The sequence below is a fragment of the Streptomyces sp. PKU-EA00015 genome (assembly GCF_013387495.1).
In the GTDB taxonomy this organism is placed as follows: Bacteria; Actinomycetota; Actinomycetes; order Streptomycetales; family Streptomycetaceae; genus Streptomyces.
Window position 1 is genome coordinate 138150 of sequence record NZ_JABZEE010000007.1, and the last position, 14609, is coordinate 152758.

General features: G+C 69.5%; 17 protein-coding genes and 1 tRNA gene. 2 read left to right on the forward strand and 16 right to left on the reverse strand.

All coding sequences use genetic code 11. From position 1 onward, the window contains the following. Window positions 1-168 precede the first annotated feature (168 nt). Window positions 169-657 (reverse strand): YajQ family cyclic di-GMP-binding protein, encoded by a 489-nt coding sequence (locus HW130_RS07065; RefSeq protein WP_177148567.1) that lies wholly within the window; start codon window positions 655-657, stop codon window positions 169-171. 190 nt (window positions 658-847) lie between these two features. Here HW130_RS07065 and HW130_RS07070 point away from each other — a divergent pair. Continuing rightward, window positions 848-929, forward strand: a tRNA-Tyr gene (locus tag HW130_RS07070). A gap of 336 nt (window positions 930-1265) precedes the next feature. On the opposite strand, the gene HW130_RS07075 is transcribed toward HW130_RS07070, so the two are convergent. The 15 genes from HW130_RS07075 to HW130_RS07140 all read right to left on the reverse strand — a co-directional run bounded on the left by HW130_RS07075 (window position 1266) and on the right by HW130_RS07140 (window position 13673). Further along, on the reverse strand, window positions 1266-1862 hold the full coding sequence (locus tag HW130_RS07075) for a hypothetical protein (RefSeq protein ID WP_177148568.1): 597 nt from the start codon (window positions 1860-1862) through the stop codon (window positions 1266-1268). Beyond that, window positions 1855-2094 carry a DUF6313 family protein gene (locus tag HW130_RS36955; RefSeq protein WP_375256513.1) on the reverse strand — a complete coding sequence of 80 codons (240 nt, stop codon included), beginning with the start codon at window positions 2092-2094 and terminating at the stop codon, window positions 1855-1857. The genes HW130_RS07075 and HW130_RS36955 overlap by 8 nt, the downstream gene beginning before the upstream one ends. Before the next feature lie 612 nt (window positions 2095-2706). Further along, entirely contained in the window at window positions 2707-4083 is a 1377-nt protein-coding gene (locus tag HW130_RS07080) for a site-specific integrase (RefSeq protein WP_177148569.1), read from the reverse strand. Next, entirely contained in the window at window positions 4080-4289 is a 210-nt protein-coding gene (locus HW130_RS07085; RefSeq protein WP_177148570.1) for an AlpA family transcriptional regulator, read from the reverse strand. The genes HW130_RS07080 and HW130_RS07085 overlap by 4 nt, the downstream gene beginning before the upstream one ends. Then, window positions 4286-5443: an AAA family ATPase gene (locus HW130_RS07090; RefSeq protein WP_177148571.1), complete on the reverse strand. Its 1158-nt coding sequence runs from the start codon at window positions 5441-5443 to the stop codon at window positions 4286-4288. The genes HW130_RS07085 and HW130_RS07090 overlap by 4 nt, the downstream gene beginning before the upstream one ends. Further along, entirely contained in the window at window positions 5440-6336 is an 897-nt protein-coding gene (locus HW130_RS07095) for a bifunctional DNA primase/polymerase (protein WP_177148572.1), read from the reverse strand. The genes HW130_RS07090 and HW130_RS07095 overlap by 4 nt, the downstream gene beginning before the upstream one ends. Window positions 6337-6422: 86 nt before the next feature. Beyond that, a complete protein-coding gene (locus HW130_RS07100; RefSeq protein WP_177148573.1) occupies window positions 6423-6890 on the reverse strand; it encodes a hypothetical protein in 468 nt (155 codons plus the stop codon). Between the two features lie 2 nt (window positions 6891-6892). Further along, the gene (locus HW130_RS07105; RefSeq protein WP_177148574.1) at window positions 6893-7504 is read right to left on the reverse strand and encodes a hypothetical protein; all 612 of its coding nucleotides are present in this window, start codon (window positions 7502-7504) and stop codon (window positions 6893-6895) included. An 11-nt stretch (window positions 7505-7515) separates the two neighbouring features. After that, window positions 7516-7704, reverse strand: a complete 189-nt coding sequence (locus tag HW130_RS07110; protein WP_177148575.1) for a hypothetical protein — start codon at window positions 7702-7704, stop codon at window positions 7516-7518. Window positions 7705-7864: 160 nt separating this feature from the next. Then, window positions 7865-8116 (reverse strand): hypothetical protein, encoded by a 252-nt coding sequence (locus tag HW130_RS07115; RefSeq protein ID WP_177148576.1) that lies wholly within the window; start codon window positions 8114-8116, stop codon window positions 7865-7867. A gap of 140 nt (window positions 8117-8256) precedes the next feature. Further along, window positions 8257-10458, reverse strand: a complete 2202-nt coding sequence (locus HW130_RS07120) for a cell division protein FtsK (protein WP_177148577.1) — start codon at window positions 10456-10458, stop codon at window positions 8257-8259. A gap of 77 nt (window positions 10459-10535) precedes the next feature. Beyond that, window positions 10536-12026: a DNA cytosine methyltransferase gene (locus HW130_RS07125; protein WP_177148578.1), complete on the reverse strand. Its 1491-nt coding sequence runs from the start codon at window positions 12024-12026 to the stop codon at window positions 10536-10538. A 29-nt stretch (window positions 12027-12055) separates the two neighbouring features. Then, complete coding sequence (locus tag HW130_RS07130; RefSeq protein ID WP_177148579.1) at window positions 12056-12391, reverse strand: hypothetical protein; 336 nt, start codon at window positions 12389-12391, stop codon at window positions 12056-12058. Beyond that, window positions 12388-13383 (reverse strand): DUF2637 domain-containing protein, encoded by a 996-nt coding sequence (locus tag HW130_RS07135; protein ID WP_256355937.1) that lies wholly within the window; start codon window positions 13381-13383, stop codon window positions 12388-12390. Before HW130_RS07135 ends, HW130_RS07130 begins: the two co-directional genes overlap by 4 nt. Beyond that, entirely contained in the window at window positions 13380-13673 is a 294-nt protein-coding gene (locus tag HW130_RS07140) for a hypothetical protein (protein ID WP_177148580.1), read from the reverse strand. Before HW130_RS07140 ends, HW130_RS07135 begins: the two co-directional genes overlap by 4 nt. Window positions 13674-14196: 523 nt before the next feature. Between HW130_RS07140 and HW130_RS07145 the strand changes: the two genes are divergently transcribed. Next, entirely contained in the window at window positions 14197-14547 is a 351-nt protein-coding gene (locus HW130_RS07145; RefSeq protein ID WP_256355955.1) for a winged helix-turn-helix domain-containing protein, read from the forward strand. Window positions 14548-14609: the final 62 nt, after the last annotated feature.

The window sequence follows — 14609 nt, forward strand, 5'->3', positions numbered from 1 at the left end:
GCCCCTCGGGGGCGTCCATGCCCGCTCGTCCACGAGTCTGCGTCCCGGACGCACCCGATGCTGGCGGAAATCGGACGTGGCCCCTCATGGCCCTGCGCCCCCCGACAGGGCGGGGGCGGAACGGCCCGAGCCGCTCCGCCCCCGTACGCCCCGGGTGGGCGTCCTACCTCACCGGTAGTTCACGAACTGCAGCGCGAAGTCGAAGTCCTGCCCCTTGAGCAGCGCCTGCACGGCCTGGAGGTCGTCCCGGCTCTTGGAGCTGACGCGCAGCTCGTCGCCCTGGACCTGCGCCTTGACGCCCTTCGGACCCTCGTCGCGGATGATCTTCGCGACCTTCTTGGCGTTGTCCTGGGAGATGCCCTCCTGGATCGAGGCGAAGATCTTGTACTCCTTGCCGGAGAGCTGCGGCTCGCCCGCCTCCAGCGCCTTCAGCGAGATCCCCCGCTTGACCAGCTTCGTCTGGAAGACGTCCAGGATCGCGTTGACGCGGTCCTCGGAGTTCGCCTGCATCAGGATCTTCTCGCCGGACCAGGCGATCGAGGCACCGACGTTCTTGAAGTCGTAGCGCTGCGAGATCTCCTTGGCGGCCTGGTTGAGGGCGTTGTCGACCTCCTGCCGCTCGACCTTCGAGACGATGTCGAAACTGGAGTCGGCCATGTCCTGTGGCTCCTTGAATCGGGGGCGTGGAGCGTGTCCGGACCGCCCGGACCGCTCCGCCAAGCCTAGCCACCCGCAACCGCCCCGAGCGCTGATCAATCCGGTGGCGAAGCACCCCTGCGCATCAGGTATCGTTTACGTCGTTGCCACGGAGCACCGCCCACAGCGGAGTGTCCGGGCGACATCCCATGGCGGTGTGCCCGAGTGGCCAATGGGAGCGGACTGTAAATCCGTCGGCTTAGCCTACCCAGGTTCGAATCCTGGCGCCGCCACGCGAGAGAGATGGCCCCTGATCTGCGGAAACGCGGATCAGGGGCCATCGTCGTTGGAGCCGTCGAGAGGGCCGACTGTCTCGCTCTGCCTCGTTCGCGCACGCTCTCTACCAGCTGTTGTGGACGAGGCGTGGACGGGATTTCCGGCCGCCACCACCGCCTCGAGCCCACCTGGCCGCAACCGCCGCGACCGGTGTCGGATCAAGGAAGACCCAGACCGCCGAGTGGGCTTCGCGGGTGGCCCAAATGCCCGTACACATGGCGGGCGGGCGGGCGGGCTGGGTGGGGGAGTGCTGCCCGCTCTCGGTGCGTGTGGCTCGTCAGGCGACGTTGCGTCTAGTCCACTGATCGGATGTGGAACCTGTATACCGCTCTGCCGCCGCCCAGGCGGACAACAACCTCGCGGCCTTTCGAATCGCGCGGGCGGTATAGCGCAGCACCCTTGGACCCCGGAACCTCCACCACTTTAGCCACTCGGACACCAGACTCGGTTCTGAGCTCAAACTCCTTACCCACGGAGAGGTAGCGGATCCCTAGCGGCAGTGCAGCAGCTGGTCCGGCGTCCCTGTAGGCAGATCCCCCCTGAGCTGACTTGCGGCCGGGCTTGAAGGAGGGCGAGACTTGGTAGCCAGTCTTCACATTTAGGCGAGCGGCCGACTTCATATTCTTGCGAGTGGCCCTCTTCGCGGAAAATCGCCTCTTGGCTGCAGCTGAATCCTTCGCTTCACGTGCTTGAGCCACGGTGTTGGTCAAGCGTTCGAGAGTTCCAGCAAGTTCCGCCACGGCGCTCTCGCCCTCGCCATCGATGGCCCTCTGGAAGATCGCAGCCCACTTGTTATCCCACGCCTCCAGTGCCTCCCTGGACCGCGTAGGATCTTTACCCTCCGCCAGCGCCCGCAGCAGCGCAATGGCGCTCGGGCTGTGCTCAGCCATCTAGCCACCGTAGCATGATCTCTATCACCTCAGTTGGTATATTCATACAAACTGCGCACTTTAGATGGGTGTCGAAGAGGTATGTGAAGCCGACTATTGCTGCCTCTTCTGCCCGCTGCATGAGCACCGAGCTGCCCAAAGATTGGAATTCCCGGGAAGTCAAGTTGATCTTAACTAGGACCTTCCAGTGTTGATGGGCGAGCATCCAATCCGCATCGTGTGCCACACCCATGAGGACAGCGAACTGATGCTCTCCCGTCGCCGGTGATTCTTTGAGTTTGGATAGCTTGCGCACCGTCCTCAACTCGAGTCACCGCCTCGGTTCTTTGCTTGCGGGGGCGGATGCTTCTCTCGATGCATGCGAGCTGATTCAGCGAGTGTCGGCCCCTTGCCCGCTTCCACGATGCTGCCACTCAGTTCTCCCGCCCACGCCCCAACGAGGGCTGGTGCGGCGAGCCAGCCAGTCAACGAGAGCAGGTATCCGACACCTGAGGATTTAACGGTCGGGTCGTCGGGGGCTGTGTTAGAGACGAGCAAGTTATAGGCCAGGGCCCAGTCGTCCAAACAGATGGCCCCGATAAGCACGACTACGAATGTGATGAGGACAACGAGGGCGAGGTACCCGAGTAGCCGCAGGGGCAGAGGCACCTGACGTCGTAGCTCGCCCAGTGCTTCCCAGGGCCCCCCACCCTCGTCGTCCGTCATGTCGCAAATCTAGGAATTGTTCGGAATCTATGCAGCCTGGACAACGCCACACGGGCTACTGGCTGCGCTCGGTTGCCCACCTCATCCGCAATTTGGGAGTGCGGCCGGCGTTACAGAACTGCCGACTGAGTCGAGACGCTTACGAGAAAGCAACCACAGCCTCTCGCAGCCGCGCGGAGATCTTGGCGTTTGCTGCCTCGTCGCCGCCCTTGAGGAACTTGGCGTACACCCGGAACAGCACTGCGACGCTGTGGCCGGCGCGCTCGGCTACGAGCTGAGGCTCCACTCCAGAGCTGAGCCATGTGGAGACAGCCGCGTGGCGAAGGTCGTACGGCCGCTTGGCGAGCTTGGAAGCCAGCTCGTCGGGTGTGAGCACATCCGCTCGGGCGCGGGCCCAGACCTCGCCGTAGCCGCTCTCCTGCACCATGCCGCCGCGCGCCGTACGGAACAGACGGCCGTCGGGCGCCGTGCCGAACCGGATGACGTGCCAGCGCAACAGAGCCACCAGCTCCGGCGGTATCGGCACGTACCGCACCGCCTTGCGCGACCGGTGCTTCAGCCCTCGCTGATCGTGAGCCTGACCGCTGTCCGTCCAGGCCGTTCCCGAGCGCGCTCGGCTCTCGCGCAGCCGCAGCATGCCCCAGCCCCGCCGCGGGAGTTCGCAGTCCCGCAGCTTCAGCCCTACCGTCTCGCCGGGGCGAGATGCGGCGTAGTAGATGCAGCCGAAGAACGCCTCCAGGTGCCGTCCTCGGGCTCCCTGTGCCCGGACACCCGCCAAGAGGGCGGCTGCCTGACCCGGGTCCGGGACACACTCGGGGTCCACCTCCTCTTCCACGCGCTCGGGAGCCTTCCAGCGGATCGACGGGATGGGGTTCTCCGTCAGCAGCTCGGCATCGACGGCGAGGCCGAGCGCTTGGTGGAAGATGGCTCGCTTCCTGGCGATGACCGTGCCTGCCGCAGCCTTGCCGTCGAGCCGCCGGGCGCAGGCGTCCAGAGCCCTGCGGACGAGTAGCCGATCGGAGAGGGCCGACGTAGGGATGGATTTCCGCTCGACCCACGCGAGGATGGCCTTCACATCGGCCGGCAGGTCCTCGTCCCACCGCTTGACGTTGAATGCCCAGCTGTAGAGCGCCCTCCGCACGGTGCGGTGGTCGGCCATCCCCTGAGTGTCCTTGACCAGTGCAAGGGTGACTGTGGCCATGGCCTCTGCGAGATTCCGGCGCGTCGTCGCGGGGGAGTGGTCCCACTTCGATTCCACGTAGTTCCTCGCATGCTGGTACCAGGAGATATCCCGCTCCTTCTGCACCATCGACTTGGGCAGCCCGCTCACCACGTCGAAGGGCTCACCCGCTCGCGAGGCGGTGATGAGCTGCGCGCGACGGCTCTCGGCGAGGCCGGCAGTCAGGAAGGACTCGGAGTGCGGATGCGTCCCGACCCGCCAGCGGAGCTGGAACGGCTTGCGGTACGTCCGCTTGCGGATGCCCCAGATCCGCACGGTGTAGCTCCACTCAGTCACGCGATCTCCAGTTCTTCCAAGAAGGCGTCGAGGACGCTGCGGCGCACCCGGAGATGTCCGTTCGGCAGCCGCCGCACCTCAGGGCCGTATCCGCGGTTTCGCCAGCGGTACCAGGTGGCCCGTGTGATGCCGATCTCGTTCAGCACGTCGGTCAGGGGCAGCCACTCGTCGGCCGGCTGACGTCGACGGCGGGTAGCGGTCGTCATGTGGCCTCCTTCTCGATATCTGCGGAACCGGACAGCCCGGACAGCTCGATTTCTGACTGTCCGGGTCGTTCTTGCAGGTCAGATGTGGTTCCCGGACACCCGGACAGCTCGGACACCTCTTGTGCGGCCTGTGTCCGGGTGTCGGTGTCCGGGTAGTAGCGGCCGCCGGCGTCTCGGGCGAGCTGGCCGTCTGCGGCCATGCGGGAGCAGGTGCGGCGGATCGTGTCGATGTCGACGTGCGGGAGCGTCGTGGCGATGTCCTTGGGCTTGGTGCCGGGGTTGGCGCGGACGTGCTTGAGGATGGCGGCGCGGGTGTTGCCGACGGTGTGGTCGGAGACGGGTCCGTCCAGGAGGTGCCAGGCGCCGGAGGCGTCCTGGAACTGGAGGGCGTATTCGGCTTCGTTCACGTCGCGTCCGGTGACGTGGAGGATGCCGTCGGCCTGTCCTCGGGCGCGTTTGAGGACGAGGGTGGCGTCGGCTGCTCCGGCGATGCCGTTGGTGCCGGAGACCTCGGTGAGGAAATCGTCGGAGCCTGCCTTGCGGACGTGGTGGACCAGGACGACGGTGATGCCGTAGTGGTCGGCGATCCGCTTGGCGAAGCCGACGGCGTGATAGTCCGCGTCGTAGGCGGACACGCCTTGCGGGGCCTGGCCGCGCATCTTGGCGAAGACGTCGATGACGACCATGCGGGCGTCCGGGTTGCGGTCCAGCCACCCGGCGATGGCCTCCGCGCCGCCCTGGGGGAAGGGTGGGCACTCGGTCACGAGGGTGAGCCCGGGCGGCGCCTTCTGTCCCCCGAGGAGCTTGCCCATGCGGGTCTGTAGGCGGCGCGGGGTGTCCTCCAGGGCGAGGTAGAGCACGGGGCCGCCCTGGACGGGGACGGAGTCGAACGCCTTGCTCCCGGCGGCGACGGCGAGCCCGAGCCCGAGAGACAGCCAGGACTTGCCCACCTTCGGCGGTCCGGCGAGCAGGCTCACGCCTTCGGCGAGGATGCCGGGCACGGCCCATTTCGGCTCGGGGAAGTGCGCGGCCATGAGCTGATCCGCGGTCCACGACGTCCGCGGTCGTTCCCGCTTCGGCAGCGCGGCCGACGGACCCTGAGGGTCGCTGGGGACGGAGTACAGGTGCAGCGGCGGAATCGGGTTGGCGCTCATGCGGCGACCGTCCTCGGGCGGTTGGCTCCGGCCCGCAGACCGGAGGCGATCGTGCGCCGGGCCTCGCGCTCGCCCTGGCCGACGTTGAGCGCGGCGGCGCACAGCCACTCGGTCACCTCGGCTTCGCCCAGCTCGCCCCCGGCGACGAGCTGTCCGAGCGCGACGGCGGCGATGTAGAGGGTCTTGTTCCGCTCGCCTTCCACGGAGCGGCTGACGCGTTCCAGCTCGCCGTTGACCGCGGCCCGCAGCCACTTGCCGCGCCGGTCCGTGGCGATGGCGACCGTGATGGGCTTCTGCGGGGGCAGTGGTGAGGGGCGCAGGAGTTCGGCGAGCCACGACGGCAGCGGCGCGACCGGGTCCTGCCGCACGGTCTCGTACGGGCGTCCGGCGAAGGTGCTGGCGGGTGCGACGACGTATCCGCCGTGGGCGCGGGTGTCGATCTTCCAGCCGAGTCCGTTGCCCTTGTCGCCGCTGGTGTTCCGCAGGGGCTCGCCCTCGGGTGCGGTGAAGTACAGGTGGGTGCCGCCGCTCCAGGTCCGCACGGTGAATGTGTCGCCGGGATACGGCTGGTTGTGGCGCTCGGACAGCACGGCGAGGACGTCGGCACCGCTGGTCACGCCGGGCAGTGCCCAGTCGGCCGGCGGGGTGTCGTCCGGGCCCTTGGGCATGTCGAGGTCGACGACGACCAGCCCGGACGGGCCGGTGGCCAGGCCGATGTTGTACGGGGCGTGGGCCCAGCACCGGGTGATGCGCTCGGGGTCGGTGGTGGCCCGGGTCTCCCAGTCGGTGACGGCGGGGCGCTTGTCGCCGGGGCGGAGCGGGAAGACGTGCCAGCCGCGGGCGGCAGCGTCCAGCGCGGCGTGGAGCAGCGCGAGGCGTTCGGCTTGAGGCATGCTGGGGGTTCTCCTGTTTCCTTCGAAGGGGCAGGGAGCCGAGGCGGGCGCGGTCTTGTGGTGAGAGGCGCCCGCCTCGGGCGTATCTACTGGTGCTTGGCCCAGTGGGCGTACTGCTGACGGACGTAGCGGCGCGGGTCGCAAGCGGCCGCGGCGTTGTCGGCGTCCATGAGCCGCTGCGCTGCCTTGGCGGCGGCCTCGCTAGCGTCGCCGTGGATACCGGCGTCCTCGTCGGCGAGGGCGATGCGGTCCAGGACGGCGGCCTTGCGCAGCCAGAACTCCCGTCCCAGCGCGTGGCCGAAGGGCTTGTCGGCGGCGGCGCTTGCGGTCCATCCGATCTCGCTGATGATGCTCGGGGCGAGCGCGTACGCCTCGTCAGGCGTCGGCCATGCCTCGGTGTCGGCGCGGTGTTCAGCCGTGACGTACACGCGGGTGCGCTCGGTGTTGTGGCGGTTGGGGTATTGGCGGGCGGGCCCCGTGGTGAACGTCTGGGCCAGCTTCTCGGTGATGTGGTCGGCGTCGGCCGGGTCGCAGATGACGCGGATCTCGAACATGGTCAGTCCTCCTTCAATGCGGCGTGCATGGTGGGGAGTTCGGGCAGTCCGGCGCGGGTGAGTTGTGCCGGGTCGAAGCCGGGGAGCATGGCGCGGGCGGTCATGGCTTCGGCGAGCGCGGTGGCGTAGGCGGCGCCCTCGCGGGCGACCTCGATCTGTGTGCGGGCGCGCAGGGCCTCGATGCGCTCGATGTGGCCGTGGTTCTCGCGTTTCTCCGACATGTGCCGCTCGTGTGCGAGGGTGTCGCGGCGGTCGGTGCGCCAGTAGCGGGCTGCGAGCCCGTACGCCACAGCGGTCGCGAGTGCCCACAGCAGCAGCGGCAGGGAGAGGCCGTCGGCGTATCCGGCGACCCCGGCGAGGGCGAGCCCGCCGGAGGCGGCAAAGCACGTTCCGGCGAGAACCCCGTCCCCGGAGCGGCCGACGCTCGCGCAGGCGCCGGCCGCTGCGGCTCCGGTAGCGAGCACGACCATGAGCGCCGCGTTGCCAACGGAGTGTTCGGCGCCGTTCGCGTTCCAGATTCGACCGAGGATCAGCACGGTCGATGTGGCGATGGCGGGCGCGACCTTGGGCAGTACGACGGTGAGCGGGTGGCGGACGGTGATCGGCTGGTTCATCGCGTCTCTCCTCAGATCTGTTGGATGGCGTCGATGACAGCGGTGGTGAGCTGGTTGATGGGGCCGGACGCTCCGGTGGAGGCGAGGAAGAACCCGAACGCTGCGGCGACGAACGCGGAGCCGTAGCCGAGGGTCTTGGAGCGCAGCAGGAAGAACAGGACGAGCCCGAAGAGGGCGACGAGCGAGACGGTCACGGCCATGCGGAATCTCCTTTGACGGCGTGTTGGGGTGGCTGGCTAAGCTGCGGGCGCCCTGGGGTGCTGGCAAGCTCGGGGGTTTGGCCGACGGTTGCGCCCGCCTAGCTCCTGCTCGGAGCGGGGTACGTCTCATGACGTGCACCGTCGCCGCTTCGCGTTCACGTCAGCGGGTGCCGTCGCGGTAAGCGCGGGCCCAGAGGTTGTAGAGGTGGCGGCCGACGCGGATGCGTTTGCCGGTGGCCTTGCAGCGGCGGCAGTCCTTGCCGCGCTTCATGCGGCCCTTGCGGTCGGTAGTGATCGCGTGGCCCATGCCGCGGCACTTGTGGCAGTTGCCGAACGGCGATCCCGCACACACCCCGGCGTAACACAGAGTTATGGCGAGTAGGAAGGCGATAGCGAGCAGGGCAGGGGTCATGACGGGCCCTCCCAGGCGGGTTTCATGGTTTCCGCAGGTGGGCCGCTATCCGCTAGCGGCCTGATCAGGTGCGGTGTTGGTCGCTAGCGGGGCCGCTAACGTTAGCGGCGCGTACCGCTAGCGCTAGCGACCCCGGAAGCTCAGCCCGCGTCCCACTTTCCGTCACGCTCCGCAATCATCGTGGTGATGTGGGAGCGGTCAATGCCGCGTCGGTTGACGACCTTGCCGTCCACGCGGCGGCCCACCTGGATGGTGGTGATGCCGTGCGGCTTGAGCGCTGCGGCGAGCGCGTCGGGGTCCCAGCCGTCGTAGACCTCCGGCCGCAGCTCCGCGAGCCGTGCCACGACGGTCTCGGACCACACCTTGGTCTCCTTGGCGGTGACGACGGCGAGGATGTCGGCGAGCAGGTCGTAGCCGCTGGCCACGGTCTCCGGCTCCTCTCCGAGGGCGTGGCCGGAGAGCAGGCCGGCCTTCTCCCGCAGCGCGCGGGCTCGGGCGGCGACGGTGTCGGCGGCGGGGCCGTCGACGTAGACGGAGGAGACGATCCGGGCGTCCGAGCCTTCGCCGACGAAGTAGTGGATGCCCTTGTCTCCCCAGGCGAACATCGTCGCCCGCACCCCGCGCTTGTAGCTGGAGGTGCCGAGGACCATGTCGTTCTCCAGCTGGCCCATGACCTTCAGACACCAGCGGGCCGAGGCGTTCGCGGAGATGCCGGTGGGCAGGGCCTTGGCGTCCGGCCGCTGCGTGGCGAGCAGCAGCACGATGCCGGTGGCCGGGCCGCGCTTGACCAGGTCGGTGGCGATCTCCTCGAACTCGTCCTTGTATTTCGGGTGCTCGAACAGCACCTGGCACTCGTCGACCCCGATCACGATCGGGTGCAGCCCGAGCGAGCGCTTGTCTGCCAGCTGGCTGGTCACCTTGGACTCCGGGCAGATGTCCCGCGGCAGCGACCGGATCGCCTTCGTGCGGCGCCGCAGCTCCTCACGCAGCGCGCGGAAGTCGTTGATGGCGTACTCGATCGACTCGTCGTCGTCGCCCGCGGCGTGCCGGTGGGACACGGCGTTGCCCACGGGGTCCAGGTCGCCGGTGCCCTTCATGTCGTACGTGTGCAGCTCCGCCCGCGGGTCCAGCGCGGCGATGAGGAGCAGCAGGCGGAGCAGGAACGTCTTGCCCATGCGCGGGATCGCGCCGATGATCCCGGCGATGTACATGAGGGTGACCTCGACCCAGCGTCCGCGCTGGTCGGTGCCGTACGCCACGGGCTTGAACAGGTCCACCGAACCGGAGGTGAGCAGGGGCCACTTGGGCTTGCGGGCGGTGGACATGTCCTGGTCGCCGACCCACAGGACCATGTGGGCGGTGTGCTCGTCGGGTACCGCCTCCGGCCACACGCAGCCGAGCGGGCGGCGCAGGCCGGAGGCGAGGCGTTCGCGGCGCTCGATGATGTCCGTGACCGTCACGCCGTAGGGCAGGTTCCCTTCCGCGCGCCAGCCGGGGCCGTCGCGGGTGATCGGGGCGGTGAACTCGAACCCGTCCTTGCCCTTGGCCTGCGCTTGGTTGATCGCCGGGATGCCGACGGCACCGAGCGCGCGGAGCACGATGTCGCTGGTGAGCTTGGTCGCCTTCGGCATCTCCACGGCCCGGTGGATGACCGGGTCGTCCGCGCGGCGGCCGGCGAACCCGAGCGCCATCACGACCGCGCTCACGGACAGGGCTTGCAGCCAGCCCGGCGCGAGCACGTAGATGGCGAGCGCGGAGCCGAGCCCGACGAACAGGGCGAGCACCGTGATGAGGGTGCGCAGGCGGACCCGGCCGTCACGCTGCCTCGACAGCTTCAGGTACTCGGCCGCGTCCTCGCGCCGCACCGCAGCCAGGCGGACCGGCTCGCCCTCCCGGTCAGCGACCCACCGCACCGTCCCGCCCACGAACCGCGCCGCCCCCGCCGGGGACTGGAACGCGAGCCGCAGCGCGTAAACCGGTGCACGCAGGGCGTGGTACCCGGCTGCGTGGGCGTAGTGGCGGGCCACCCACGTGGTGGCGGTCTTCAGCTCGGCCGTCGACCGCAGCCACACCGGGACGACGGTGCGGCGTCGGGCGCCCATCAGCCGACCCAGGTAGCCCGGACCCGCTGCGGCCGAGGTCGACTGGTCGACCATCACTGTGGCCGTCGGGTCGCCCGACCCGGCGGCGGAGGAGTCGGCCGACGGGTCGCCGCTCAGGTCGGCCGACTCGCCGCGGGCGGCGCGGGCCGACTCCAGGTCGACCACGTTCCCGCCCGCGTCGGCGCTCATCTCGGCTTCGAGTCGGTTGAAGAGTTCGTTTTCGTCATCGGGGTGCTTCACTGACAGTTCCTTCCAAGGGAGGGTGGGCCCGGCCGGCGCTGTGAGAGGTGAGCGGCCGGGCCCGTGTGGTGTGGTTGTCAGGCGGCGTGGGCGGCGGTGCGGGCGAGGGCTTCGCCGACGCGGTGGCCGATCCACTGGGCGACGTTGCAGGACACGGCGTTTCCGGCCTGCATGGTCTGTTCGCCGGGTGATCCGTGGACGATGTAGTCGTCCGGGAAGCGCTGGGCGAGGAGCTGTTCGCGGGGCTGGATCATGCGGTAGTGGCAGTCCTCGACGTCCGGGGCCGGGTCGGCGACCAGGCCGGCGGAGTCCTTCGTGGACAGGGTGTGCAGGGGCTGGCCGGTCGTCTTGGTTGCCGCGTTGCGGTACGGGATGACCAGGCCGTGGTGGTTGCCCTGGGCCGAGATGGTCGACAGCGGACGGTGGGCCGGTTCGGCGGTGCCGTTGCGCCGGTACTCCACGACGAACGCCCCGTCGGCGTGAGGCGGCGTGCACAGGGCCTCGAACCCCTTGGGGTTGGCGAGTCGGGTGCGCATCGGCTCGCCGGTCGTGGTCGCGGTGGTGTTCCACGTGCCGCCGGTCGGCACGAGAAGGGCGTCCCCGATCTTCACCGTGCGGGCGGCGAGCGGCCGGACCTCGGGAAGGTAGGCGCGGCCGTCGTGCCCGCCGTGGTTGACGGTCACGACCATGCGGCGCCGCCCGAGCATGTCCAGCCCTGCCCGGATGCGGCGCAGCGTGTTGGGCACCAGGGGGCGCATGCCGTGGGCGGCGCGTTCCCCGATCCTCACGCCGGTGTTGGACCAGTCGATGATGTCGGCGGCCGGGCGGACGTAGGGCTCCACCAGGGCGTGACGACATCGGCTGTTGGGGCAGCGGTAGTCGTACTGCTGCCGGTACTTGCCGATGCGGCGCCCGTTGCGCCACGTCTGCACGGCGTCCACATCCGTGCCGCACTCCTTGCACCAGGCGCGTGGCCGGGGTGCCAGATCCGGGAGCGGGATCGTGGTGCGGGTGAAGACGATGTAGATCCGGTCCCGCCACTGCGGGGCGTGGGCGTTGTCCGTGCCGCCGATATGCGCGGAGGAGACCGAGACGACCTGGGAGCGGTAGCCGAGGCGGTGCATGCCCTCGCGCCACCAGTCGAACAGCTCCCAGTCGGTGGCGAACTCCGTCACGTTCTCGCACATGACCGCCTGGTAGCGGTGCACCTCGGTGGCGCGCAGGATGTCGTAGGCGGTCGCCCTGGTGCGCTCCCAGGCCCCGTTCTGCACCGGGCCCAGTTCCTCCAGGTCGAAGGCGAGCTGGCCGCGGGTGCGGCGGCGGCCGCCGGCCGGGCTGATCTCGGTGCAGATCGGCGAGCCCCACAGGACGTCGGTGCGGGGCAGGCGCCGCATGTCGTAGTTGTTGACGTCGGCGCACAGGTGGTCGGCCGCCGGGTGGTTGGCGGCGTGGGTCTCGATGGCGCGCTGCCAGTGGTTCGCGGCGAGCGTCAGCTCGTACCCGGCGGCCACCAGGCCGGTGGACGACCCGCCCGCACCGCAGAACAGGTCGGTGAACGTCAGGCTCATGCCTGATCTCCTTGTCTGGCTCGCAGGGGTCAGAGGTCGAACAGCCCGCACTGATCCGCGCTCGGTGCCGAGGCGGACCGGCGCTGAGCGGACCGGCGGGCGGCGGTGAAGCACTGCGGGCACCAGGCCCGCAGCCCGCTCGCCGACAGGGCGGCCGCCTGGCAGTCAGGGGTGAGCGGGTCCGCTGCGGCGGCCATCAGCCGGACCGGGCCGCTGTGCTTGCTCGCGTACTGGTCGTGCTCGCGCGGGCAACGGCCCTCGCTCTTGGCGTGGGCCTGCCCGCACTCGCCCTCGCACTGGCAGCGCCCGCCGGCCGCCGCCATCACCGTGCGGAACAGCGACGCCGCCACGATCGGCTCGCTCATGCCGCCACCGCCCCGACCTCGGCGGCCTGGTCACCTTCCACCGGGTGCAGGCGGCGGCCGTCGGTCCGCTCGGCGAGCAGCGCGTCGCGCAGCACGCGGGAGTTGGCTGCCGAGCAGCGCAGTGTGGTGCGGATCGCCTCCGCGTTGATCGCCTCGTCCGCCCATCCGGCTGTGGCCTCGCGGGCTTCGGCCAGCAGCTCCGAGGCCGTTCGGGGCGTCTTCGCCTTGGCCTTCGTGCGGGTGGTGCGCTTACGAGGAGGCTTCGGCGCCTCTTCCTTCGGCGGCTCCGTCGGCTCCGGTTCCTCGGCATGGGGGAGCACGTCCTCGGTGGCCGGGGCGAGCTCTCCGAGCTTGAGGAGCACCCGCTCGCGGCGCGGGGTCAGCGACCGCCAGCGGCGGCCGTGCCGCTCCCGCAGATCCGCGCGGGCGAGCTGCCGCTCCCGCTCACGGGTCAGGGCGTCGGCGTAGGAGGTGATCTCCCACAGCGTCATCCGCCGCCACAGGGCGAACGTCGACACCGGGGCCAGCAGCCACCGCGAGGCACGGATCTTATCCATCCGCCGACCGGTGACCGCGCCGATCCGCACGGCGTAGATATGGGCGCCGATCTCCGAGAACACCACCCACAGCAGCGGCATCGTGCCGTGCGCCACCTTCGCCCACCCGCCGTGCCCGGCGGCGACGTTCAGGCCGCATGTCACCAGGGTCAGGACCCAGGGCACGAACCGAACCCAGGCGAGGGACATGTCCATCCGGATCAGCAGCAGATTGGCCACGGTGAACACCGGGATCGCCACGTCGATCCCGACCGGCAGCATCCACGGCTCACCGAACCCCCAGCGGGCCGCTGCGGCCGACACGGCATCGAACGAGGAGATCAGACCCAGCGCTCCGACACCGGCCGCGGCGAGCGCACCGACACCGGCGAGGCCCATCTCCGGGCGCGTCAGCGGCGGCACCTGCGGCCGCGTCGTGTCCGTCGCGATCGTCATGCCGCTACCCCGTTCCGGCGGGGCCGGCGAGCCGCCTTGGGCGCGGTGAGCGGGATGACGTTGAACAGCTCCGGCGCGAACGCCTCGATCGCCTCCGAGGCGACGCGGCTCACGTCGTCCGGCAGGTTCGGGTTGTCGGCGAGGATGTCGCGCGCCGCGTCCAGGCGGGCCGCTCGCTCCATGTCGCTCTCGCCCTCCGCCCCGAGCCACAGCTCAATCGGGGTGCCCAGGGCCAGTTCCACAAAATCGGTGTCGCTGACGACCTCATGGCCGCCGATGAATGCGCGCATGGTGCTCTCCTGAATCGAAGGGGCAGGGCGAGCCAGGCGATCGCGGTGCTTTGGTGAGAGGCGATCGCCTGGCGTGGAACCTGGTGCTTGCTTCCGGCTCCCCTCAGCCCTGCTCGTACGGCACGAGGACCGGACGGGCAGGGGAGGCAACCGGCCGCATCGGACAAGCCGCTGCGGAGGGGCTGGGATGGCGCTGTTCATCACGCGGAGACCCGCGTGGCCGCCTACTTGGCCGAGGAGAGGCGGCGTTATCCCCATTCAGTTGTCAAGGAACGGACGCTTCCTTCGGTCCCCGTCTAGGGCCCTCCGGGCGCTGCCAGTTGGTGCGCGTTGCCCCTGCGGGCAGGGCACCGCTGACTGGTCTTCAGGGCTCCCATACGAGCCCTGACCTCTCTGCCTCAGAGTGCACTGTGAGGCAGAGTCGCGCAAGTCTTCTCGCGAAAGTGGTCATCGGGAAGGTGGCTCTACCTATGCCGCTTGGGCACTATGAGGCAGAGAGGTATCGATGACACATGGGGTGCAGATGATCGAGTGGTCCGGCACGCCGGCCTACCAGCAAGTCGCGGAAGACCTGCGCAAGAGAATCGCGCGAGACGAGTTCACGCAGTCCGGCAAGCTTCCGTCCCTGTCGGAACTCCAGGGGCACTACGGCGTGACCGTGACTGTCGCCCGTGACGCGATTCGCCAGCTCAGAACCGACGGCCTTGCCGTGAGTCACCAGGGCAAGGGCGCGTTCCTCACCGTCGACTCGGCGGACCGTGCCCGAGAAGCCGGGCCGGAGGCCGCCATCGCGGAGCTGCGCGACGAGGTCACCCGTCTTCGGTCGGAAGTCAGTGATCTGCGCGAGCGAGTGGCGGCTCTGGAGACAGAGTGACGGCCATCGCGCTACGCCCATCGCTCCCTGACCTGCCAGGCCACGGGGCCGCTGCATCGACC

Coding starts and splice junctions, on each gene's coding strand:
- HW130_RS07065 (WP_177148567.1), bottom strand. CDS start 657: ATGGCCGACTCCAGTTTCGACATCGTCTCGAAGGTCGAGCGGCAGGAG.
- HW130_RS07075 (WP_177148568.1), bottom strand. CDS start 1,862: ATGGCTGAGCACAGCCCGAGCGCCATTGCGCTGCTGCGGGCGCTGGCG.
- HW130_RS36955 (WP_375256513.1), bottom strand. CDS start 2,094: ATGGGTGTGGCACACGATGCGGATTGGATGCTCGCCCATCAACACTGG.
- HW130_RS07085 (WP_177148570.1), bottom strand. CDS start 4,289: ATGACGACCGCTACCCGCCGTCGACGTCAGCCGGCCGACGAGTGGCTG.
- HW130_RS07090 (WP_177148571.1), bottom strand. CDS start 5,443: ATGAGCGCCAACCCGATTCCGCCGCTGCACCTGTACTCCGTCCCCAGC.
- HW130_RS07095 (WP_177148572.1), bottom strand. CDS start 6,336: ATGCCTCAAGCCGAACGCCTCGCGCTGCTCCACGCCGCGCTGGACGCT.
- HW130_RS07100 (WP_177148573.1), bottom strand. CDS start 6,890: ATGTTCGAGATCCGCGTCATCTGCGACCCGGCCGACGCCGACCACATC.
- HW130_RS07105 (WP_177148574.1), bottom strand. CDS start 7,504: ATGAACCAGCCGATCACCGTCCGCCACCCGCTCACCGTCGTACTGCCC.
- HW130_RS07110 (WP_177148575.1), bottom strand. CDS start 7,704: ATGGCCGTGACCGTCTCGCTCGTCGCCCTCTTCGGGCTCGTCCTGTTC.
- HW130_RS07115 (WP_177148576.1), bottom strand. CDS start 8,116: ATGACCCCTGCCCTGCTCGCTATCGCCTTCCTACTCGCCATAACTCTG.
- HW130_RS07125 (WP_177148578.1), bottom strand. CDS start 12,026: ATGAGCCTGACGTTCACCGACCTGTTCTGCGGTGCGGGCGGGTCGTCC.
- HW130_RS07130 (WP_177148579.1), bottom strand. CDS start 12,391: ATGAGCGAGCCGATCGTGGCGGCGTCGCTGTTCCGCACGGTGATGGCG.
- HW130_RS07135 (WP_256355937.1), bottom strand. CDS start 13,383: ATGACGATCGCGACGGACACGACGCGGCCGCAGGTGCCGCCGCTGACG.
- HW130_RS07140 (WP_177148580.1), bottom strand. CDS start 13,673: ATGCGCGCATTCATCGGCGGCCATGAGGTCGTCAGCGACACCGATTTT.
- HW130_RS07145 (WP_256355955.1), top strand. CDS start 14,197: ATGATCGAGTGGTCCGGCACGCCGGCCTACCAGCAAGTCGCGGAAGAC.